General features: G+C 55.9%; 24 protein-coding genes. 5 read left to right on the top strand and 19 right to left on the bottom strand.

Going from position 1 to position 22,021, the window contains the following annotated elements:
• Positions 1-9: 9 nt before the first annotated feature.
• The 4 genes from purF to ACR0DU_RS04155 all read right to left on the bottom strand — a co-directional run bounded on the left by purF (position 10) and on the right by ACR0DU_RS04155 (position 3,023).
• A complete protein-coding gene (gene purF / locus ACR0DU_RS04170; protein WP_170540129.1) occupies positions 10-1,530 on the bottom strand; it encodes an amidophosphoribosyltransferase in 1,521 nt (506 codons plus the stop codon).
• Positions 1,531-1,546: 16 nt separating this feature from the next.
• Positions 1,547-1,702: a hypothetical protein gene (locus ACR0DU_RS04165; RefSeq protein WP_010440374.1), complete on the bottom strand. Its 156-nt coding sequence runs from the start codon at positions 1,700-1,702 to the stop codon at positions 1,547-1,549.
• A gap of 329 nt (positions 1,703-2,031) precedes the next feature.
• Entirely contained in the window at positions 2,032-2,364 is a 333-nt protein-coding gene (locus ACR0DU_RS04160) for a hypothetical protein (protein WP_480872625.1), read from the bottom strand.
• Between the two features lie 149 nt (positions 2,365-2,513).
• Complete coding sequence (locus tag ACR0DU_RS04155) at positions 2,514-3,023, bottom strand: Lrp/AsnC family transcriptional regulator (RefSeq protein WP_170781692.1); 510 nt, start codon at positions 3,021-3,023, stop codon at positions 2,514-2,516.
• Between the two features lie 393 nt (positions 3,024-3,416).
• On the opposite strand from ACR0DU_RS04155, the gene ACR0DU_RS04150 reads away from it, so the two are divergent.
• From ACR0DU_RS04150 to ACR0DU_RS04130, 5 genes are all read left to right on the top strand, one after another.
• Positions 3,417-4,562 (top strand): aromatic ring-hydroxylating oxygenase subunit alpha, encoded by a 1,146-nt coding sequence (locus ACR0DU_RS04150; protein ID WP_480872623.1) that lies wholly within the window; start codon positions 3,417-3,419, stop codon positions 4,560-4,562.
• 19 nt (positions 4,563-4,581) lie between these two features.
• The gene (gene gloA, locus ACR0DU_RS04145) at positions 4,582-5,016 is read left to right on the top strand and encodes a lactoylglutathione lyase (protein ID WP_010440370.1); all 435 of its coding nucleotides are present in this window, start codon (positions 4,582-4,584) and stop codon (positions 5,014-5,016) included.
• 4 nt (positions 5,017-5,020) lie between these two features.
• The gene (locus tag ACR0DU_RS04140) at positions 5,021-5,419 is read left to right on the top strand and encodes a cupin domain-containing protein (protein WP_010440369.1); all 399 of its coding nucleotides are present in this window, start codon (positions 5,021-5,023) and stop codon (positions 5,417-5,419) included.
• 101 nt (positions 5,420-5,520) lie between these two features.
• Entirely contained in the window at positions 5,521-6,960 is a 1,440-nt protein-coding gene (locus ACR0DU_RS04135) for a glutamine synthetase family protein (protein ID WP_480717757.1), read from the top strand.
• Between the two features lie 19 nt (positions 6,961-6,979).
• Entirely contained in the window at positions 6,980-7,993 is a 1,014-nt protein-coding gene (locus ACR0DU_RS04130) for an alpha/beta fold hydrolase (RefSeq protein WP_480872621.1), read from the top strand.
• A 307-nt stretch (positions 7,994-8,300) separates the two neighbouring features.
• Here the strand turns inward: ACR0DU_RS04130 and ACR0DU_RS04125 are convergent, their stop codons facing one another.
• The 15 genes from ACR0DU_RS04125 to ACR0DU_RS04055 form a co-directional block, all read right to left on the bottom strand.
• On the bottom strand, positions 8,301-8,882 hold the full coding sequence (locus ACR0DU_RS04125) for a CvpA family protein (RefSeq protein WP_010440366.1): 582 nt from the start codon (positions 8,880-8,882) through the stop codon (positions 8,301-8,303).
• Between the two features lie 40 nt (positions 8,883-8,922).
• Positions 8,923-10,287: a DNA repair protein RadA gene (gene radA, locus ACR0DU_RS04120; RefSeq protein WP_170470696.1), complete on the bottom strand. Its 1,365-nt coding sequence runs from the start codon at positions 10,285-10,287 to the stop codon at positions 8,923-8,925.
• A gap of 121 nt (positions 10,288-10,408) precedes the next feature.
• Positions 10,409-11,185 carry a DNA repair protein gene (locus ACR0DU_RS04115; protein ID WP_480872618.1) on the bottom strand — a complete coding sequence of 259 codons (777 nt, stop codon included), beginning with the start codon at positions 11,183-11,185 and terminating at the stop codon, positions 10,409-10,411.
• 148 nt (positions 11,186-11,333) lie between these two features.
• Positions 11,334-11,783 carry a paraquat-inducible protein A gene (locus ACR0DU_RS04110; protein WP_480455021.1) on the bottom strand — a complete coding sequence of 150 codons (450 nt, stop codon included), beginning with the start codon at positions 11,781-11,783 and terminating at the stop codon, positions 11,334-11,336.
• An 87-nt stretch (positions 11,784-11,870) separates the two neighbouring features.
• Entirely contained in the window at positions 11,871-12,269 is a 399-nt protein-coding gene (locus ACR0DU_RS04105; RefSeq protein ID WP_480455020.1) for a hypothetical protein, read from the bottom strand.
• 46 nt (positions 12,270-12,315) lie between these two features.
• Positions 12,316-13,062 (bottom strand): ABC transporter ATP-binding protein, encoded by a 747-nt coding sequence (locus ACR0DU_RS04100; protein WP_480872616.1) that lies wholly within the window; start codon positions 13,060-13,062, stop codon positions 12,316-12,318.
• On the bottom strand, positions 13,059-13,841 hold the full coding sequence (locus ACR0DU_RS04095; protein ID WP_170470691.1) for an ABC transporter permease: 783 nt from the start codon (positions 13,839-13,841) through the stop codon (positions 13,059-13,061). Before ACR0DU_RS04095 ends, ACR0DU_RS04100 begins: the two co-directional genes overlap by 4 nt.
• Positions 13,838-14,872 carry an alanine racemase gene (gene alr, locus ACR0DU_RS04090; protein ID WP_480872615.1) on the bottom strand — a complete coding sequence of 345 codons (1,035 nt, stop codon included), beginning with the start codon at positions 14,870-14,872 and terminating at the stop codon, positions 13,838-13,840. The genes ACR0DU_RS04095 and alr overlap by 4 nt, the downstream gene beginning before the upstream one ends.
• Before the next feature lie 48 nt (positions 14,873-14,920).
• The gene (locus ACR0DU_RS04085; RefSeq protein WP_480872613.1) at positions 14,921-15,859 is read right to left on the bottom strand and encodes an isopenicillin N synthase family dioxygenase; all 939 of its coding nucleotides are present in this window, start codon (positions 15,857-15,859) and stop codon (positions 14,921-14,923) included.
• 166 nt (positions 15,860-16,025) lie between these two features.
• Complete coding sequence (locus ACR0DU_RS04080; RefSeq protein WP_480872611.1) at positions 16,026-17,516, bottom strand: replicative DNA helicase; 1,491 nt, start codon at positions 17,514-17,516, stop codon at positions 16,026-16,028.
• A gap of 199 nt (positions 17,517-17,715) precedes the next feature.
• Entirely contained in the window at positions 17,716-18,393 is a 678-nt protein-coding gene (locus ACR0DU_RS04075; protein ID WP_480872609.1) for an orotate phosphoribosyltransferase, read from the bottom strand.
• A gap of 140 nt (positions 18,394-18,533) precedes the next feature.
• Positions 18,534-19,715, bottom strand: coding sequence for an ammonium transporter (locus ACR0DU_RS04070; protein ID WP_010440354.1), 1,182 nt, complete (start codon positions 19,713-19,715; stop codon positions 18,534-18,536).
• 208 nt (positions 19,716-19,923) lie between these two features.
• Entirely contained in the window at positions 19,924-20,391 is a 468-nt protein-coding gene (locus tag ACR0DU_RS04065) for a CinA family protein (RefSeq protein ID WP_480872607.1), read from the bottom strand.
• Positions 20,388-20,885: a phosphatidylglycerophosphatase A family protein gene (locus ACR0DU_RS04060; RefSeq protein WP_480872605.1), complete on the bottom strand. Its 498-nt coding sequence runs from the start codon at positions 20,883-20,885 to the stop codon at positions 20,388-20,390. Before ACR0DU_RS04060 ends, ACR0DU_RS04065 begins: the two co-directional genes overlap by 4 nt.
• On the bottom strand, positions 20,882-22,012 hold the full coding sequence (locus ACR0DU_RS04055; protein WP_480872603.1) for a bifunctional 2-C-methyl-D-erythritol 4-phosphate cytidylyltransferase/2-C-methyl-D-erythritol 2,4-cyclodiphosphate synthase: 1,131 nt from the start codon (positions 22,010-22,012) through the stop codon (positions 20,882-20,884). The genes ACR0DU_RS04060 and ACR0DU_RS04055 overlap by 4 nt, the downstream gene beginning before the upstream one ends.
• Positions 22,013-22,021 lie beyond the last annotated feature (9 nt).

The raw sequence follows: 22,021 nt of genomic DNA, 5'->3' as shown, positions 1-22,021 counted from the left end.
TTCGCCTGATCAGCCCGACGCCAGTTTGGCCGCGTTCCACGAACCGCCAACGACCTGCATATCCTCGCGTTTCTTGCTGACTCGGCTGCTGTTTTCAAGACTGTCCAGATAGTCCTCATCTACCCCGGTGATATAGTTTCCATCAAAGCACGAACAGTCAAAGGATTCGATCTCAGGATTGCCTTCCTTGGCGGCCCAGATCAGATCGTCTAGATTCTGGTAGAACAGCGCGTCCGCACCCAGCTCTTCACGGATTTCTTCGATCTCTTTACCATTGGCAACCAGTTCGGCCTTGGTGGGCATGTCGATTCCGTAGACATTGGGGTATTTTACGGGTGGAGAAGCGCTGGCGATGTACACCTTCTTTGCACCAGCCTCGCGGCACATCTGGACGATCTTCTTGATCGTATTGCCGCGCACGATCGAGTCATCGATCAGCAGCACATTATGTCCGTCGAATTCCAACGGCACGGCGTTCAGCTTACGGCGCACGGATTTTTGGCGCTCGGCCTGACCTGGCATGATAAAGGTTCGGCCTACATAGCGGTTCTTTACCAGCCCCTCACGATAGGGAATGCCGGTAATCTTGGCGGCTTCAAGTGCGACGGGGCGGGCGCTATCTGGCACAGGGATGATCCGGTCGATCTCTAGCCCCGAATCCTGAATCTGCTTGGCGAGTGTTTGGCCCATGCGCATCTGGGTTTTGTAAACCGACACGCCATCAAGCAGCGAATCCGGACGTGCCAGATAGACATACTCGAAAATGCAGGGCGTCAGCTTGCCTTCGACAGCCTGGAACTCATGCATATTCCCGTCGAGATCGATCAGGATCGCCTCACCGGGTCGCAGATCGCGCAATTTGTCGAAACCATTGATGCCAAACGCTACGTCTTCCGAGGCAAAGGCAAAATCATCACCGTCACCGGGCGCTTCTCGCTTGGCGACCGACAGGGGCCGGATACCATACGGATCGCGGAAGGCGAGCATACCAACACCGGCGACCAGACAGATCACAGAATAAGCACCCTGTACCCGCTCCATGGTCATCTTTACACCTGCAAACAAGTTGCGGATCGGGTCGGCATTGCCATTGACTTTGATGGCGTCCGCTACCTTGTCGGCCAACACGTTTAGCAACACTTCGGAATCCGAGGTGGTGCGCAGGTGACGGCTGTATTTCGCAGTCACTTTTTCGCGCTGTTCTTCGGTGTTGGTGATATTGCCATTATGGACTAGGTAAATTCCGTAGGGCGCGTTCACGAAGAAAGGCTGGGCCTCGGTGGCGCTTAGCGATCCTGCAGTGGGATAGCGGACGTGACCCATGCCGATCTTGCCCAGTAGGGTTTCCGCATCGCTGGCGTTGAAGACGTCCTTGACCAGACCATTGGCTTTTTTCTCGCGGAAGAATTCGCCGTTGTAGGTGACGATCCCCGAGGCGTCCTGACCCCGGTGCTGCAGCATCAGCAACCCGTCATAGATTTCCGCAAAGACATCATGTGTCCGGCTTGCGATCCCCAAAATCCCACACATACACGGGCTCCAATTTCTATGACTTGATCTGGCTGGTGTTCAGGTCGGATCGACTGCTACTGCGTATCTGATTGGGTTGTTGCAGCCGGAATGTATGGCATGCATGCACAAGCGCCAAAGCGGCCAATGCAGAATAGAACAAATACAGCAAGATCGGCAGCTCCGATTCCATGTCGCTTCGGCTCCGACATACTGCCTATTGCCGCGCGTGTCACCAAAGGATCACATTCGCGATTTGCCGCAGGCCTGAAATGCGCCGCTCGCGGGTTTAAGATGACAAATGAGGCGACCTGTGCTGTGCTTTAGGTCAGGTGTCTGCTCCAGATGCCCGATAGTTTGGGATGGAAAATAGCCATGTGGCAGCACAAGCAAAACAATCCCAAGGAACAGCCCGTCAAGCGTCGGTGTCACCGATGCCGAGGATCAGGCCGTGCACCCTGTGAGATCTGCAAAGGATCTGGAACGGTCGTCAAAAGCCGCGACCAGTATGGCAAACCAATCTCAAGCCGCTGCGACGGGTGCTTTGGATTGAAAGCCATTCGCTGCAATATCTGCGGGGGTGAAGGGTTCGTTTGATTTTGAATGAATCTGACACAGAATATGCGAGCGCCGAATTTTAATGCTGAGAATATTGTAAGGCGCGCTGTTTTTCCGTTTCCGACAGGTTTTTCTTACAAATGAGTCCAAGCTCAACGCTGGGATGATCTTTGGGATATCTGGTGATCCAAGTTTAGCAATTGATATCCGCATTGTGGGGCTCACCGGCCGTTCGCTTGCTTTAGTTCGATGACCAATCGCCAGCGCGAAACAGTTGCTTGCTGCTGGCTTCGACATTCAAAATGACTGGTTTGGCAAAATCGATCGCAAAATTCAACAACCGGCTATTGTCGGGGCCGGCACTATGATCGGCGCTGAGTATCTAGCAAAAGAATTTTGTTGAAGTCCTCTCGTGCTATCACTTTTAGCGGTCGACTTCTTCCTAATCACTCCTTTGCACCCTGCTTTAGGAGGAACTGGTTCTTGAAATTCTTCAGCCCCGGCATGACGTCGGCATTCGCAATATCGTTACTCGCGTGGATTTCATGTTCCAGAAAATCTTTTAGTGCGTCGCTATCGTCGCTCACCAGCTCGATAATCAGATCATAACGACCTGCGACCCACAGGATGAATACAACACGTGGGTTTCTTTCAAGTCGCTCGGCCACCTGTCTTGGGGTCACGCCGGTCGCCACGTTCAAGCCAATCATCGCGTCTGTCGTGTATTCCGTTGCCACCGGATCCGACATCGCAACAATCCGCAGCATGTTGTTGTCTCGCAGTCCGCTCACCCTGTTGCGAATGGTTCCCTCCGACACATCCAGTTGCTGTGCAATTTCAGAAAATGCCATCCGACCATCCTGTTGTAAGAGCCGGATGATCTGCTGGTTTAAATCATCCTTGGGGGATCGAATGCTCTGGGCGGCACGCGCGTTCGGTTGCTTTTTGACTGACATAGGCCTGATGCTCGATTGCTGTATTCGCAGCCAAGGTTAAGAGAGCGCATCGAAATCCGCAATTAACTCTTAGGGATCCTCTGGAAGGAAGTGCGGAAAACGACATGCTTTGATCTTCTCGCCACAGTTTCCGAAGGCCAGATTGCCGAAATTTCTATTATTTAATGCTGGATTTGTGGATCTAACAGCCGGCGCAACTAAATTATTCGAAATTCGTATCGAAATGCCGCTTTTTGACCAGATCGCCTCCGATTCTTACCCGATAATTCATTACATAAGCGGATATCGAAGGGGAATAGCCCAAAATAATGCGATATTCGTAGAGTTAAAATCTAAACCCGTCGCGGCGGTACAGAGCCTGCAAACAGGCCATCCGCGAGAAACGGTGAATCCATGCGCATGCCGTTGGATCGGCGGATGCTGGTGTCAGTGTCGAAGGGAGGACAAATGACAATTGCCGAGCGAAAAGCACAGGCGTCTTGCGGGCCTCAGCACGGTCTGACCGCCGACGCATACCGCAGCGAGGAGTTCTGGCAACGGGAATGCCAGACGGTTTTAGCCAAGAACTGGGTTTTTGTTGGATTTGCCCATCAGATGAGCAACCCAGGCGATGCACAACCTATCACCTGTGCCGGCTTGCCGCTGCTGGCGGTGCGTGGTCGTGGAGGCGACATTCAGGTGTTTCACAATGTTTGCCTGCACCGCTGCATGACGCTGGTTGATAGGCCTAAGAATGTCGGCAAACTGATCCGCTGCCCTTATCATGCCTGGGCCTATGATCTGGATGGTCGCCTGCGGGCAGCTCCACATTTTGCAGGCACCGGCAAGCAAGAGTTTGACGGTTTCGACATCAAAGAGCATCGGCTGAAACCCGTACGCACTTATGTCTGGCATGACTGGATTTTCGTAAATCTGGATGGGAACGCGCCTGAATTCGAAGACTATGCCGCGCCATTGATCAACCAGTTGTCGGGAATGGATTACAGCAAATTGGAACCCATTGGCCTGCTCGATTTTGGTGAGATCGACACCAACTGGAAGCTGATAATGGAGAACTTTATCGAGCCTTACCACGTCCAGTTTGTACATTCCTCGACGACGGATCAGCCGTTGGAGGATCACTATACTATCATTGATGGCACCTGCATCGGTAGCGCAGTGGACCTTGAGGAAGAATTGGGCACATCCGGCAGTTTGGGTGTGAGCTCGCGCTATTTGACGCTGTATCCCAACTTTATCCTGGGCCGCTATTTCCCGGATCAACTGGGCGTCTATCTTAACGTGCCCGTCGGCCCCGGAAAGATGCGCCAGTACCGAGCGCTTTACACCACTGAAGGCCAAAAGTTGAGCGCTGAGGAAATAGAGGCCCTCAGAAACCTCTGGTGGGACGTCCACAAGGAAGATCACGAGATGGTTGAACGCATGTTTGAGGGCCGCAAATCCCCGGTCGCCGAAGATGGGGGCCTGTTGTCGCCGGCCTGGGAAGATAGCGTGCGCGCCTTTCAAGATTTGATCGAGCGTGATGTAGCCGGCGCATAAGTAAGAAGGAACAAGATCAATGAGCAACTCCATATCCAAAGGGTTTCGTCTGGCCCATACGATGATGCGGGTCACAGACATGGAGAAGTCGCTGGATTTCTATTGTGGAATCTTGGGCATGGAGGTGTTGCGGCGCACGGATTATCCCGAAGGGAAATTCACCAACACGTTTATCGGTTACGGGCCCGAGGCTGAGTTTCCCACGCTGGAGCTGACCGCCAATTGGGATCAGGACACGCCTTATGACAAGGGTGACGGTTGGGGTCATATCTGCATTGAAACTCCAGACGTTTACGCCGCCTGCGAGCAACTGGCAGCAGCCGGTGTAAACATCACCCGCCCGCCGGGGCCAATGAAAAACGGTACAAGGGTCATCGCCTTCTGCGAGGATCCTGATGGTTACAAGGTCGAATTGAACGAATCCATACTGAAACACTTGGCGCAGGAAGGCTGACCCAATGGGTGATACACCTCAACTTTTCAAATTCGACCTGGTTCAGAAACGCTACGACACGATGGGCGACAGCGATACGTACATTAAACCGATGGTGACCAGCGAGTTCAGCAAGTCGATGTGCGGTGGCATCAACGTTCTGAACAACATCAAGGTGCCGTGGGATCTGACCTGCGACGAGATCATTTATTGCCTCGAGGGGACGTTCCGATTGGTCTGTGACGGCAAAAGCTATGTCTGCAATCGTGGTGACGTGCTGTTTGTCCCCAAGGACAATCACATTTCCTACGAAGCGGACGGCAAATGCGTGATCTTCTATGCCGCCTACCCACACAACTGGAAACAACTGGCGGGGATCACACAAGTTCCCGGCATTGACCCTGACGATTTTGTTCCCGGCTGAACATTTTTCCGCCGTGTGACCGAGCAAACGAAACCTGAACCAACACCGAGGTGTCACCTCGGTGAAGCAAATCCAATTGCTATTCGATGGGAGGACGCCGAATGCCCAAGGACAATGCCAACGCCCGTATTTACTACGAGACATTTCACGACGCAGTAGAGCGGAACCGCCCGCGTATCCCAGAAGTTCAACAACGTTTGGAAGAGGCCGGCGTCAAATATGTGATGGCTGCCTGGATCGACCTGCACGGCATTCCAAAAACCAAGCCCGTCCCGATGAGCGATTTTGAACCGCTTTGCCTTGGAAAAGGACCGCAATTTGCGGTGCATTCGATTTCTTACGTGCCCGAACTCAGCCCCGCTGACAGCGATCAGGTGGTGGTGCCGGATCTTGACGCGGTCTACGTCTGTCCGTGGGACACATCGATGGCAATCATCTTCTCCGATCTGTATTGGGAAGACGCGCCTTACAATGTCTGCCCGCGTCAGGCCCTGAAACGCGCCATGCACGAGGCTGCGCTGGAAGGATACACAGGCTATGCCGGTGTCGAACCCGAGTTCATCGTGATGAAATATGACGATGCCGGCCAACCAGTGAAGGCCTTTGACGACGACCCTGCTATCGGGGTCCGTCCACGCCGTCAGGCATTTGGCTATGACGTTGAATACTCGATCGACTCGATGGCATTTTTGAAAGACATGATCGACATCATCGAAGGGCTGGGTTGGAACCTGCATGATGTAGTCGCTGAGGGTGCGTATTCACAATTCGAACTGGATTTTCACTATACTAACATGCTGGAGATGTCCGACCGTCTGGCGTTTCTGCGAATTACCTTGAAAGAGGTGGCAAAAAAGCACGGGATGTTCGTAACCTTTATGCCAAAACCGACAGTGGGCGACTGGCGATCGGGTGCGCATATCAACATGTCGATGCAACATGAAAGCCGTCCCGGTGAAAACATCTTTGAAACCCCCGACGGGGAATGGAGCGACGAAAGCCGCTGGGCCGTTGGCGGATTGATGCAGCACGCCGAAGCGATCACCGCGATCACCTGTCCGACCGTGAATTCCTACAATGGTCTCGTGCCTCGCGTAGGTGGATTTGAGGGTGGCACTGTCACTTGGGCCCCGACCAATATCACCTATGGTTTCAACAATCGCTCTGCCCAGTTCCGCCTGCCGCAAAGCCGCCATTGCATCGAAAACCGCGCCTGCGATATGACCATGAATGTCTATCTGGCAATGGCGATGCATCTGAGTTGCAGTGTTAAGGGGATCAAACACAAGATCGACCCGGGCAAACCAACGGATTTTGATCTCTACTCAAAAACCGAAGCTGAACTTGCTGAACTGGGGATCCGTCGATTGCCTCGCACTCTGTTCAATGCGATCGAGGCTTTACGGGGCGACACCATGGCAGAACATGTGATGGGCCCCGTGATGCGTCAGTCCTACCTAGAATACAAGAATGATGAGTGGGAGCGATACCACCAATCGGTCACCGATTGGGAAGTACAGGAATACCTTCGGCTCTACTAAAAGCGGGAAGGGCTAGACAATGGCGGACTATCAGATCTACGAGTTGGGTGACCTTCCGCTCTTGTCGGGTGAGATGCTCAAGGATGCCAAGCTCGCCTATCAGACCTACGGCACATTGTCTGCGGCAGGTGACAATGTCATCGTTCTGCCGACATTTTACACCGGCACAAATACCCGCAACGAAGGCTTCTTTGGTCCGGGTCGCGCGATTGATCCGGCGCGGCATTTCATCGTCAGCCCCAACCTGTTTGGCAATGGTCGTTCGTCATCACCATCGAATACGCCTGCACCGCAGGACGGGCCGCGTTTCCCGCTGGTACAAATGTGGGACAACATTGCTGCCCAGCACCGGTTGGTCCACGAACATCTGGGGATCGAAAAAATCGCCCTTGTTGCGGGTTGGTCAATGGCGGGCTGTCAGTCCTACCAGTGGGCAGCGCAATACCCAGACATGGTTCAGGCGATCCTGCCATTCTGCGCCTCAGCCAGAACTTCTCCACACAATTTCGTCTTCCTCGAAGGGGTTAAGGCGGCCCTTTGCGCGGATCAAAATTGGAACGGTGGCAATTATGCTAGCCAACCCGAAGCAGGGCTGAAGGCCTTTGGTCGAGTTTACGCAGGCTGGGCTTTCTCTCAGACCTTTTATCGCGAGGGACTTTATCGGCAGATGGGTTTCGAAACTATCGAGGAGTTGTTGCAGGATTGGGAGCGTGATCATGTGCAGGGCTGGGATGCCAACGACCTGTTGGCAAAGCTTGCAACTTGGCAGGCAGGCGATATCTCTGCCGGACCGCTTTACAATGGGGATTACAAACTGGCACTGAGTGCCATCAAAGCTCGTGCCATCCTGATGCCTTGCACGCAGGATTTATACTTTCCACCAGAAGACAATGAAAATGAAGCCAGCTTCATGCCCAACGCCATCTTCCGCCCGTATCATTCGCCCTGGGGCCATTGCGCTGCAAACCCAGGAAGTGACAAGGGCTTCACGACGCAGCTAGATGCCAATATTCGTGAACTTCTTGAAAGTTAGCGCTTGTTGAAAAACTACGGGGCAGTAGAAATTCACAAATCACCCGTTTCTTCCTTCGAATGAAGGGCAAAACAATCGCAACCAAAACGCAAACTGTTGGCTTTGAACTGTTTGGCTTATTTCTTCAACGTTCAAAAATCCGTTTTATTACGTGCAGCAGTCGCTAATACCAAACCGCTACACTGGTCCAATTGAGCTCACAGCTACACTGCGCACTTGTCGTAGACCAGCTAACATGGTCTTCGACAAGAGCCGGAACGGGGTGGATTGATCACCTCGTTCCTTATTACAGGCCTAAATGGCGTGATCAGCCGTCGGATGCGTCCGTTGAATTATCTGCAGTGCAGCTTGCGACCAGCTCCTCGTACTGAGCGGTGACCCAGCCCAGCGCGGCTTCGGGGTTTTGTTCTTCGATCTTGCCGCTGAACTGTTCAAAGACTTTTGCCGAGCGGCTTTCGTCGACCATCGTGTAAGACTGGCCGGTCATTACGGTGTCGTAGACAAAAAAGGCAATCGCAACCAGCAGGATGCCGCGTGCGATGCCGAAGAAGAACCCAAGTGCCTGATCCAGACCACCGATCGCGGAACGCTGCACCAGAGAAGAGAACAGTGGTGTAAAGATACTGACGACGATCAAGGCAACAGCAAAAACGGCGGCAAAGCCGGTGATAACCGAAAGCTCACAACTGTCGCGCAGGAATTCTCCGACGACGGGCACTTCTTTGACCAGTGGCACGGCCTGCGGCGCGAAGATGAAGGCCAGGACGGCAGCGGCAACCCAGCCAGCGATGGCGAGAACCTCGCGCATGAAACCACGCGAATAGGCCAACAAGCCCGACAGCACGATGATCAGGGCCACAACCCCGTCAATTATTGTAAAACCTTCCATGGCCCTCGCCTGTTCGTTTTCTGCCTCTCAAGGCGCGACTTTAACCTGCTCCGAACGTTTCGCCAACAAACCCCACCAAATCAGAGGGTCGGGTGAGTGTCAGACCTGCCACAGTGCCGGTTTTGCCACCTGCCGGAGCAATTGCCGCTGTGAAACCAAGTTTTTGCGCTTCTTTCAACCTGTTTTCTGTCTGAGGGGCCGGTCTAAGTGCCCCAGATAGCGAGATTTCTCCGAAAACGACGGTATCGGCGGGTAGGGCAGTATCTTCACGGGCACTTAGCAGTGCAGCTGCCACGGCGAGGTCTGCGGCAGGTTCGCTGACTTTTAGTCCTCCGGCGACGTTCAGATACACATCGAGCCCCGCAAAGGGGATTCCACAACGCGCTTCCAGCACGGCGAGGATCATTGCCAAACGACCACTGTCCCATCCTACCACCGTGCGGCGAGGCTGCGAATGAGGCGATGGAGCAACCAGCGCCTGCAACTCGACCAGCACGGGGCGAGTACCTTCGATGCCTGCGAACACCGCCGAACCGGGGCTCGGTGTGCCGCGTTCGGATAGGAAGAGGGCCGAGGGGTTGGTGACCTGCGCCAAGCCCTTGCCGGTCATCTCAAAAACGCCAATCTCATCTGCAGGGCCAAAGCGGTTCTTTACCGCGCGCAGAATACGAAATTGGTGGCCGCGTTCGCCTTCGAAATAGAGCACTGTGTCGACCATATGTTCGACCACACGCGGACCTGCGATCTGACCTTCTTTGGTGACATGGCCAACCATGATGATCGAAACGCCGTGGCGTTTGGCAAAGGTGGTCAGTTCATGCGCGGCGGCACGAACCTGCGAAACTGAGCCTGGTGCGCTGTCCACATTGTCCGCCCACATGGTCTGGATCGAGTCGATGATGGCGAGGCCGGGTTTTTCGGCCTCTAGCGTGGTGAGGATATCCCGCAAATTGGTTTCGGCTGCCAGTTGAACGGGAGATTCTTCCAAACCCAACCGACGTGCACGCATCCTGACCTGCGCGCTGGCCTCTTCACCTGAGACATAGATTGTTTTGATACCATTGCGCGCAAAGCGCGCGGCAGCCTGCAGCAGGAGTGTTGATTTGCCGATGCCAGGATCGCCCCCCACCAATAGGGCCGAGGCGGGGACGAGGCCGCCACCGAGGACACGATCGAGTTCTTCAACTCCACACAAGGTGCGGGGCGGGGGTGTCTCCTCGGTCGAAAGATCGGAGAGCGTGATCGACTGGCCACGCTTGCCGCCCAGCGATTTCTTGGCCGGTCCAGCGGAGAGGGGCGCTTCCTGAATGATAGTGTTCCATTCGCCGCAGCCGTCGCAGCGGCCGGACCATCTTGTATGTGAGGCACCGCAGGCGGAGCAGGTGAAGGATTGTGTCTTTGCCATGCCGCCCTTCGTGCCCGAGGAAGGGCGGTTCTTCAAGCCCTCGCGGGTTTTCCTCACCGCCGATAGCGTGCCGCGTCCTCAGGCCCTGCGGACCATCGTTCGCGACAGGCGCTGATCGCGCCTATTCCGCAGCCCGCGGCGGGGTCATGGCAACTACGCTGGCGGGGGATTTATCGTCGTTAGGCGATTGCAGTTGTGCTGAGAGTTCGGGCAGCAGGTCGAACAACTCGTCCCTTAGCCGCGCCAGTTGGGATTTGGCGATGGATTCTTCGATCTCGATATCTCGGGTCCATTGGCGCAATTCGTGTTGGATAATCTGGGCCTCTTCAATGCGATGCTGAAACTGCTCGATCTCTTCCTGCCTTTGCTGCAGGAAGGTTCGGGCGCGCAAGACCTTTGCCTCGGAATAGGTATCGGCAAGCTCCTGGCTGATCTGGCTCATCTGAGCGGCCAGTTCCAAAACCTGCGGTTCCAACGATTGCAGATCGGGGTGATCGCGCAGAAAGGCCATACGCTCTTTCACTGCATCGAATTCGGATGACAACGCAAATGCACCGCTGCGGTCGGCGGCATGGGCGACCTGATAGGCCCCGGCCACGTCCTGCATGTTCATCGTGAACTTCCGATGGGTGTTTTCAAGCGCCATCATGCGGGCGTTTGATGGCAGGTAGAAGACCAGCATCAGGATCAGGGCGGTCAATCCGGCCTGAACATATAGACCTGCGTCAATCGTTACACCGTTGCTGAGACCGGCCTGCAACGAGAGCCAGGGGAGGATGCCAAACGCGGATAAAATGGTGGTCGTCACCGCGAACAATGCTGCGGCGCAGATCAGGAAAAAGGTTAGTCTTAATAATGCATTCTGAAATTGTAATGTTATTGTGTGGAGGGCGGCCATGATCGTCGTTCTCCTTCTTCAACCGGTACAAAAACCGGGCCGAAGCGGAAGGTTAAACAGACGTAAAGTGATCCGCTACGGACCCGAAAACTACAAAATTTACTGCTCGAAATATGAAGATGATACTCAGAAATCTGTTTTCAATCAATTAGGTCTGAGGTTTTCGTGATCCGGATGTCATCTCTGTAATGTGGCCCAAGGCAAGCGAAGCGAGAATGCAGCCGGTGAACAGGTAGAGACCCCACGCGGTTTCGATGGTCGCGTAGGAGATGCCCTTGGCCAGTGTGATGTAAAGCGCGATGAGGAAGATATCGGCCATCGCCAATTTGCCCAGGATGTTGAGCGCGGGTTGGACCCGTGGGTCCAACATATCCCATTGGACAAGCGCAGTGCCGATGGTTTTGATGTAGGGCGCGAAGAGGGCGAAGACGGTGACGACCAGCGCGAGGAAGATGTCGGATTTCCACAAGGACTGGAGGCCGGTGATGACGCTGATCTCGCTGAGGCCGAAGATCGGCAGGAGGCCTGCGCGCATCAGCGGGGCGAACCACGCGATGGGGTAGAGGATCAGGAGTGAAAGGGTGGCGAGGCGGAGCATATGCTTAGATTGGTTAGAGATGTCAGGAATCCAAGTAAAAACTCAATGTCATGTCTGATTGGTGCAACCTTGAATGACCAGGACCGATCAGCCAAATAATTCTGCTGACCACACAAAAAACAATCGAATAACCGGTATGCACAAGAGAATGGTCATGAAGGCATGAACTGAGTAAAGCCTCTCAGAGATGGCGAATGCAGCGGCACCAATTGTCGCGACAGCGCTGAAAAAGACCGGTCCGATCACTACCGCTTCCAGCCAATTTCCGCTCAACATCGTTTCTAGAAAGCTTTCTGGGTAGCTTGCTGCGTTAAATATCACGACTATCGATAGCAATATCCAAGCACAGCAAAAAAACGGCGTCCAAATCAGGATCAGACCAACGTTTCTGTGCGTGGAGTTATCCCTGATTTTCATTCCTAGCGTTACAGCGACCCATGCAGCTGAAATTGGAAGAAATAAGAGCACTGCAAGCAAGAAAAACATCGTTTCGACTCGGTTCTAGTCGCCAGTTCAACTGTTAATTTAAGAGTTAGCGTACCGCCTCAATCGGCCCCTCAGCACTGCCGCTGATGAACTGCTCCACATAGGGATCACCCGAGGCGTCCATCTGGCCGACCGGGCCGGCCCACTGGATCACGCCTCCGTGCAGCATCGCGACGTTGTCAGCAATCGCGCGGACCGAGCTCATGTCGTGGGTGATGGTCATCGCGGTGGCGCCCATCTCGGTCACGATCTCTCGGATCAGGTCGTTGATGACGCCTGACATGATCGGGTCCAACCCTGTGGTGGGCTCGTCGAAAAAGATGATCTCGGGTTCGGCGGCGATGGCGCGGGCGAGGCCGACGCGTTTTTGCATGCCACCGGACAGCTCGGCCGGGAAGCGGTCGGCGACGTTGGCTTTCAGGCCCACACGGCGCAGTTTCTCGATGGCGATTTCGCGGGCTTCCTCTACCGGACGCTTCAGCGAACCACGCAGCAGGCGGAAGGCGACGTTTTGCCAGACGGGTAGCGAGTCAAACAATGCGGCCCCCTGAAACAGCATCCCGAAACGGGCCAGAAACGCGTCGCGGTCGCCTTTGGTGGCGTCCTTGCCGTCGACATAGATCATGCCGCTGTCAGGCTTGATCAGGCCGAGGATACATTTCAGCGCTACGGATTTGCCGGTACCCGAACCACCGATGATGACCATTGAGGTGCCTTTGGGAATCTCAAGGTTCATGCCTTGTAAGACGTGGTTGTCGTCAAAGGCTTTATGTACGTTCTCCATCCGGATCATAGCGAGAAGAACACCCCTGTGAGGACAAAATTGGCGGCGAGGATAAGGACGGCGGCGGCCTCGACCGAGCCTTTGGTGGCGCGGCCCACGCCCTGCGCGCCGCGGCCCGAGGACATGCCGTAGTAGCAGCCCATGATGGCGGCGATCACGCCGAAGGCCGCGCCTTTGACCAGCGACGAGACAATGTCGCGTAGTTCAAGGAAATCGACAGTGTTTTTCAGATAGGCCGCCGGGTTGAAGCCCAGATTTTGCGTGGCGACAGTGTAACCGCCTGCAATGCCGATGATATCTCCGACCCCGACCAGCGCTGGAACCGTGATCAGGGCGGCCAGCACGCGCGGGGCGGTGAGGTATTTCATCGGGTGGGTGGAGAGCGTGACCAAAGCATCAATCTGCTCGGTCACTTTCATCGTCGCAATCTCGGCGGCGATCGAAGACGTCACGCGGGCGGCGATCATCAGGCCGACCAGCACCGGTCCAAGCTCTCGCACCATGCCAATGGCGACGATCTGGGGCACCACAGCTTCGGCATTGAAACGCGCGCCACCAGCGTAGATCTGCAGCGCGAGTGCGCCGCCAGTGAAGATGGCGGTCAGACCGACCACGGGCAGGGACAGCCAGCCGATATTCAGCAAGGCGATGCCGAACTCGCGTGGATAAAACGGCGGCCGGAAAATATGCGAAACCGCATCAAGCGCAAACAGCGCGACGCGGCCAAATGCGGCCAGCATGTTCAGAATGGCGCGTCCCAGCTCACCCAGCAATGAGATGGGGCTCATTCCACATAGCCTCGGGAATAGCGGCTGCCGAGTGAGGTAAGTATCTCATAACCGATGGTTCCGGCGGCTTCAGCCAGATCATCGACGGTTTGGTGCCCGTTAAGGATACGCAGGCGTTCAGGAGTGTATGGCAAGTCGGTAACATCCACGGTGATCAAGTCCATCGAGATACGTCCTACCACCGGGCAGGGCTGATCACCAGCGAATGCGTCAATGCCGCCGCCAATGGCACGATGTAGCCCATCGGCATAACCTGCTGCCACGGTTGCGATCTTGGACGGGCGGCGCGCGGTCCAACTGTTTCCGTAGCCTACGGTTTCGCCGACAGAGACATCGCGCACCTGAATGATGGGCAGATCGACGGTCACAACCGGTTTGGCCCCGGCAAAGGGCAGCCCGCCATACAGGCCGATCCCCGGACGACAGAAATCAAAGTGAAATTCGGGTCCCATCAATGTGCCACCGGTGGCTGCAAGCGAACGCGGTGCATCCATCCCATCAGTCATCTGTTTGAAAGTCCGCAACTGCTGCTGATTCATCGGATGTTCCGGTTCATCCCCGCAAGCCAGATGAGACATAACCACCAACGGATTCAGCGCAAGGGCCTCATGGCGCAGTTCTGCCCAATCAGCAGGCTCAAGCCCCAGACGGTTCATTCCACTGTCAAGTTGAATGCCAAAGCGGTGGTCGGGCAAGGCCTCGCGATGGCGTTTGAACTGTTCGGGGGAGTTGATCAGAGGTGTCAGAGCATGATTGCGCAAGAGATCAGCGTCGCCCTCCATATGGCCTGAAAAGACCGCGACAAGTGGTCCGGGGCCAACCGCCTCACGTACGACCGCACCTTCTTCGGCGACAGCGACAAAAAACTTGCGCACCCCTTCTTCGGCCAAAGCCCAAGCGACGGGTTCGGCACCCAATCCGTAGGCGTCGGCCTTTACGACAGCCCCGGTTTCGACGTTGGTTTTTGCGTCGAGCGCACGCCAGTTATGTGTCAGTGCGTGCAGATTAATCGTAAGATGTGCGGTACTCATAAAAGCTGTTCATGCCATTGTGCGGCCGACGTCAAGGGGGGGATTGATCTAATTTTTGCCTGGTTTGTGCGCCTCATAAGCTGCTTCTAGCTCAGAACGCAGGAAATTTCCGAATATCAGGGGGTTGTACCTGGGATGACCAGTGCCAGGTAGAGGTTGAACGATTGTATTCACATGCGGATCAAAGAAGAAGGGAACGCTGTATCGTTCACGTCCTGAGCGATTGATAACGCGGTGAGGTGTTGACATGAGTTGACCGTTGCTCATGCGGTGCAACATGTCGCCCACATTCACCACAAACGCATCCGGCTTTGTCGGAACATCGACCCAGTTTCCCGCTGGTGTCTGAACCTGCAATCCGCCGACCTGATCCTGGGCCAGCAAGGTCAGACATCCGAAATCCGTATGCGGCGCAGAACCGAACAGGTCGTCCGGACTGGCCTTGGGCTGCGGTGGATAGTGCAGAAGGCGCAACCAGTTAGTAGGCTCGTCAAAGGCCGATAGGATCGAGAAATCAGTGGCCCCGCACGCCAAAAGTGCAATCCTCATCAGTCGGCGGCCCAATCCGGACATGACCTCGACATAGGTCTCAAGTGTTTCACGGAACTGCGGCAATTCTGGCCAGCGATTGGGGCCAGAGAGATAGATATTCGGGTCAACGGATGCGTCCTCGCGCATCATCATGAAACTGGCGGATTGATTTGGTTTGGTGACATCAGCGAGGGAGGAGTTCACATCAGTCGACGTATTGATGGCAATATAGCCGCGATGGGTTGTATCGACCGCGATTGCTTGTTTTTTGGCCAATGGCAATGCGTGAAATTGCCTGGAGGCTTCGAAGACAGCTTGAATTAGGGCCTGATCGATACCGTGATCAACAATATATCCAAAGCCGGTTGTTCCGTAAGCAGCGCGGAAATCGTTGGCAACTTCCTCGTCAGATCGTTTACCCAGTCGCACGACCGGGATTTCTGTGAATTCTGTCATTTCTCTCTCGCTTTGTTGGGATGGTTTCAGGGGCGAAGCGTGCCCCCGATCTATCCCGCAAAGCGTTTGCGCCGATGTCCGTAGTGGCGTGCGAGTATGACGCGACGTGGCAAAGGTTGAAGAGAATACCGCATGGCAGGATCAGTGCATTGAGATTTTGTAAACGTCAATATCCATCGATCTGACCTTCCTGCTGCCAAGGTTTGACCAGATTTCCGAAGCGGGTGAACTGCGCTTCGAACGAAAGCTCTACCGTGCCGATGGGGCCGTGGCGTTGCTTGCCGACGATGACTTCGGCTTTGCCATGCAGGCGTTCCATGGCTTGCTTCCACTCTTCCATTTTTTCCAACTCGTGATCGCCGGGTTTCTCGCGTTCTTTGTAGTATTCCTCGCGGAATACAAACATGACCACGTCAGCGTCCTGTTCGATCGATCCTGATTCCCGAAGGTCTGACAGTTGTGGGCGCTTGTCGTCGCGGTTTTCCACCTGACGGCTGAGCTGTGACAGGGCAATGACCGGGATGTTCAGTTCCTTGGCGATGGCTTTCATGCCCATCGAAATCTCGGCAATCTCGTTGACCCGGTTGTCAGACATGCCTCGGCAAAGCTGCAAATAGTCGATGACCAGCAAATCCAACCCATGCGTACGCTTCAACCTCCGCGCTCGCGCTGCAAGCTGAGAGATCGGGAGGGCGGGGGTGTCGTCAATAAACAGCGGGCAGGCCTCTAATTCCTTGGCCGCTTCCACGAAGCGACGGAACTCGGATTCTGTCATGTCGCCTTGGCGGATCTTGTGCGAAGAAATCTCTGAGGCTTCGGCCAGTACACGTCCCGCGAGTTGTTCGGCGCTCATCTCCAGCGAGAAGAACCCGACGACACCGCCGTCAACTGCGCCTTCGCTGCCATCGGGTTTTTGCCCGCGCTTGTAAGCCTTGGCCACGTTGAACGCGACGTTGGTCGCCAATGAGGTTTTACCCATCGACGGACGCCCGGCCAGAATGATCAGGTCAGACGGGTGCAACCCGCCTAATTGCTTGTCGAGATCGGCCAGACCGGTGGAAATCCCCGCCATGCCGCCACCGCGCTGGTAAGCCTCGTTGGTGACGTTGACGGCTTCTGTGACCGCCTTAAGGAAGGATTGAAAACCTTGTTCGGTCTGGCCCTGCTCGGATAACTGATAGAGTTGTTGTTCGGCCTCGACGATTTGTTCCTTGGGTTCGCTGGCCACATCAACCCGCGCTGCCTTGTCCGAAATGTCCCGGCCCAGGCGGATTAATTCGCGTCGGATGGCAAGGTCATAGATCATCTGGGCGTAGTCATGCACCGCAAAGGCACTGATTGAAGCGCCAGCCAGTTTCACCAGATAGGCCGGACCACCCAGTTCTTTCAGACCCTCATCTTCAGCCATGAAAGATTTTAGCGTCACGGGCGAGGCTAACGCGTTCTTGGCGATGCGTGTCGAGGCGACCTCATAAATGCGCGCATGAACCGGATCATAGAAATGCTCAGCCCCAATAATCGATGCGACGCGATCATACAGATCGTTGTTCGTCAGAATCGCACCCAGAAGCTGCTGCTCGGCCTCGATGGAGTGCGGCATTGTTTCCGGATTCTGAATCTGCGCGGCTGCCTGCTCGATACTGCTGATCTCGTTCATTGCTGCTCTCTATGCCCCTTGGGCATGTTCCATAGCCGAGCCCCGTGAGTCGGGGCAAATTGTATGTTTTTGGGGATAGGCTGTGCATATCTCCAGACCCCATCATATTGAAGGATGATGAGGTTGTTCGTCAACATATTGTGCGATTGGATCGCATTGCGCGATCATTGTTTCCAAGGCGCACACAGATGCCGTTGCGTTAGCTTTTGTGGGTTTCCTGCCATGCACGTGGGTCGTTGAGGAAGGCCTCGACCCCATCCAGCGTCTCATTGTCGAACGCTTTCTGCGCCTTAGCCTCTGCCAGCACATCCCACCAGGTGCAAAGGCTGTGCAGTTTTACGCCATGATCGCCCAGTGTCTTCTCGGTTTCGGGGAAAATGCCATAGTAGAAGATTACTGCGGTATGGCCGCAGGTCGCACCCGTCTCACGGATCGCATCGACAAAGGACAGTTTCGAGCCGCCATCGGTGGTCAGATCCTCAACAAGCAGTACACGTTCGCCCTCGGTCATCGCGCCCTCGATACGGGCATTGCGGCCATAGCCTTTGGGTTTCTTACGCACATAGGTCATTGGCAGGGCCATGCGTTCCGCAACCATGGCGGCAAAGGGGATACCCGCAGTTTCACCGCCTGCAATGTTGTCGAATGCCTCGAACCCTGCGTCGCGCATCACTGTGACAGTCAGGAAGTCCATCAGGGTTGAGCGGATGCGCGGGTAGGAGATTAGCTTGCGGCAGTCGATATAGGTCGGGCTGGGCAGGCCGGATGCCAGCGTGAAGGGCTCGCGCGAGTTGAAATGAACCGCCTTGATCTCCAGCAGCATCCGCGCAGTCAAGCGGGCGATTTCGGTGCTGTCGGGGAAAGAACTGGGGATCATGGCGCAAACCTCTGGGCTGGAAGGGTGTCGCTGGCTGATAGCCCGACCTCTGGTCCAGAGTCGAGGGGGCTGACCAAAAGAAAAGCGGACCCCCAAGAGGTCCGCTTTGCCCTTACGGGCGGCAGAGCGCCAAGGTGGGCTTAGCTGCTCATGTCGTAGGCGCGTTCCCCATGTACCGAGAGGTCGAGCCCGTTTGTTTCAGTCTCGGCGTCTACGCGAAGCGGGGTGATGAGTGCAACCACCTTGACCAACACAATCGTGACAACTGCCGTAAAGGCACCTACGATGACCAAGCCGCCCAGTTGCGCAGTCCAAGTTCCCAGACCGAAAAGCGCAATCATCAGAGTACCAAAGATACCCCCGACACCGTGAACGGCGAAAACGTCCAGCGTGTCGTCGATGTTCAGCTTGTTACGGATCACATTGACGGCCTCCTGACACAGGATACCTGCGACTGCTCCTATGATCAGAGCCTGAACCGGACCCACAAAACCCGAGGCCGGGGTGATCGACGCCAGACCAGCAATGGTGCCAGTTACAAGGCCGACCATCGAGGCTTTGCCAAAACGGATGCGTTCCCACAACGCCCATGTCAGCGACGCAGTTGCGGCAGACAAATGGGTGACAGTCATGGCCATCGCCGCGCCGCCGTCGGCAGCCAGTTGTGAGCCGCCATTGAAACCGAACCAACCGACCCACAGCATTGCAGCACCCACCATTACATAGCCGGGGTTATGTGGAGGTGTCGTGCGATTGCGCCGCGGTCCGAGGATAACTGCGATGATCAGCGCGGCCAGGCCGGCAGTTTCGTGGACGACAATGCCCCCCGCAAAGTCGCGCACGCCGATTTCGCCAAGAATGCCTCCATCCGCCAGCATGCCGCCGCCCCAGATCCAATGGACAACGGGCGCATAGCACAGCAACATCCACAGCGCCGAAAAGGTGAGAACAAAGCCAAAGCCAACACGCTCCACATATGCGCCGATGATCAGGGCAGGGGTGATGATGGCAAAGGTCATCTGGAAGGCAAAGAACAGGATCTCGGGTAAGGTTCCCGCAAGGCTATCGGCGTCCACTCCGTTCAGGAAGGCTTTGCCAAGACCGCCCCAGAGGCCGCTTTCACCCGGTCCAAAGGCGATCGAATACCCTGCGACTAGCCAAAGAATGCTCATCAAACAAGCAATCGAGAAGCAGTGCATGAAAACGCTGAGTACATTTCGGGCACGCACAAGCCCACCATAGAACAGGGCAAGACCCGGCAATGTCATGAACAGGACCAGTGCTGTTGCCACAATGATCCACGCTGTATCGGCTCCGTTCATGGGCCGCTCTCCTTTCCCTATTGGGGCGTCGGATAGACAAACCACATCTACCTCCGACACCGCGTGAGTGGTGTGGAGCGGGTTGAAGCCGAGCTGAGGTGGGGAAAAAAGAGGCAGCAATACAAAAAGCCGCCCGTTTCGGTGGCTTTTTTTCAACTGGTGATCAATTTTGCGCCTATCGGGCGTATTTGCCCTAAATTTGGGCAGACTACGAAACGCTGCTCAGCAGCATAAGTAATGCATGATCGCGAGCGGCTTTGCGCACGTTTTCACGCCCCAGAGCACCGAATTCGACAGTCTCGGTGCGGGTTGGTTGGTCATCTGCTGCCAAACCAAAGCAAACGCGGCCTTCGGGTTTGTGCTCGGACCCGCCGGGGCCTGCAATGCCGGTGATCGAGACCGCCAATTGCGCCTGTGAGTGGTGCAGCGCGCCCTCGGCCATTTCCTGTGCAACCTCTTCCGAGACAGCACCATGGGCCTCAAGCGTGTCGACGTGTACGCCAAGCATTTCTTGTTTGGCGGTGTTGGTGTAGGTGACAAATCCGCGCTCGACTACGGCTGAGCTGCCTGGGATGTCAGTCAGTGCGGCGGCGACCATGCCGCCGGTGCAGCTTTCGGCCGTTGCGATCATCACACCCTGCGACTTGGCGCGGTTCAACAGGTCGATCACGGTCATAGGCCCATCACCCCATGCGCGATGTCAGCAAGGATCACGACGCCGACGGCTGCAAAAATGCCCGCGATCACGTCATCCAGCATGACACCCAATGGATCACCGCGCCGGTCGGCCCAACCGATGGGGCCGGGTTTGGTGATGTCGAACAGCCGGAACAGCAGGAAGCCTGCGATCCAGCCAGGCCAGAGCGCCGTGATATCGATCCCATGGGCCCATGACGGGTAGGAGATCGCCCAGATTGCGATGAACTGACCTGCGACTTCATCGATGACGATCTCGGACGGGTCGTGATCATCCTGTCCTGCCGTCATCACACGCGTGGCCCAAAGGCCGCCGAAGAATGCTGCCAACGTCGCGATGACCAGTAAGGGAAAGCCGCCCAATGTGTGCAGAACCCATGCCAGTGGCAATGCAGCCAGTGATCCCCAGGTTCCGGGGGCAGGGCGCAGATAGCCGACGCCGCCGACGGTTCCGATCAGGCGCGCCGCGGTCATGACTTCACCAGACAGGCAGTCGCAAGCGACGCAATCCCTTCGCTGCGACCGGTAAAGCCCAGCCGCTCGGACGTCGTGGCCTTGATCGAGACCTGGTCGGTCCGCAGGCCCATGATCTGTGCCATCTCGGCACGCATCGCGTCGGCATGAGGGCCGATCTTGGGATATTCGCAGACCAGCGTGCAATCGACATTCGAGATCGCATAACCCATCTGCCCAGCAAGCTCGACGGCGTGGCGCAGGAAAATCTCACTGGCCGCACCTTTCCACCGCGGGTTGGAGGGCGGGAAATGCTGCCCGATATCGCCCTGTGCCAGCGCGCCATAGATCGCGTCGGTCACCGCATGCATACCGACATCGGCATCTGAATGGCCTTGAAGCCCGCGCGAATGCGGCACTTTCACACCGCACAGGATCACGTGATCTCCGCCTCCAAATCGGTGCACGTCGTAGCCGTTGCCCAGCCTTACATCCATGTTCATACCCATTATGCGTTCCGCCCGTTCGAAATCTTCGGGCCGGGTTATTTTCAGGTTATCCGCGTCGCCTGGAATGATCGTCACATCAATCCCGGCAGCACGTGCAACTTCGACGTCATCTGCCGCGCCTCCGGGATGGTAGGCGTGGGCGGCTGTGATCGCGCCATAGTGAAACCCCTGCGGCGTCTGCGCGGCGTAAAGAGCAGACCGATCCTGTGTTCCTGTCACCACCGATCCATCTCCGGTCCAGAGTGCGTCAGTGACGGCCAAACCCGGAGCCGCTGCAGGATGTGCATCGAGCGCAGCCAGCACATCCCGGATTACCCTCGCGCTGACACAGGGACGAGCGACATCGTGGATCAAGACCTTTTCGACGCTGTGTGCTTCCAACGCCTGCAAGCCGCTATGCACAGATCCGGCCCGGTCGCTGCCACCCGGTGCAAGGATCAGGTCTGTTGCAGAGAATTCTTCCCAGGCAGATGTATCGTCTTCCGCCAGAACAAGAACGATATGATCGACGAGCCCTTTGAAGCGATCAATGGTCCAATCTGCCACGCGCTGCCCACCCAAAGCGCGCCACTGTTTAGGCACTCCGCCTCCGGCGCGCTGGCCGCGCCCGGCGGCGACGATGATGGCGGCTGTGGTCATCTGCGGGTT

It is taken from the genome of Ruegeria sp. G2 (genome assembly GCF_056533505.1).
The sequence above is the reverse complement of the archived record's forward strand: the minus strand, read 5'-3'. Positions and strand labels throughout refer to the sequence as shown.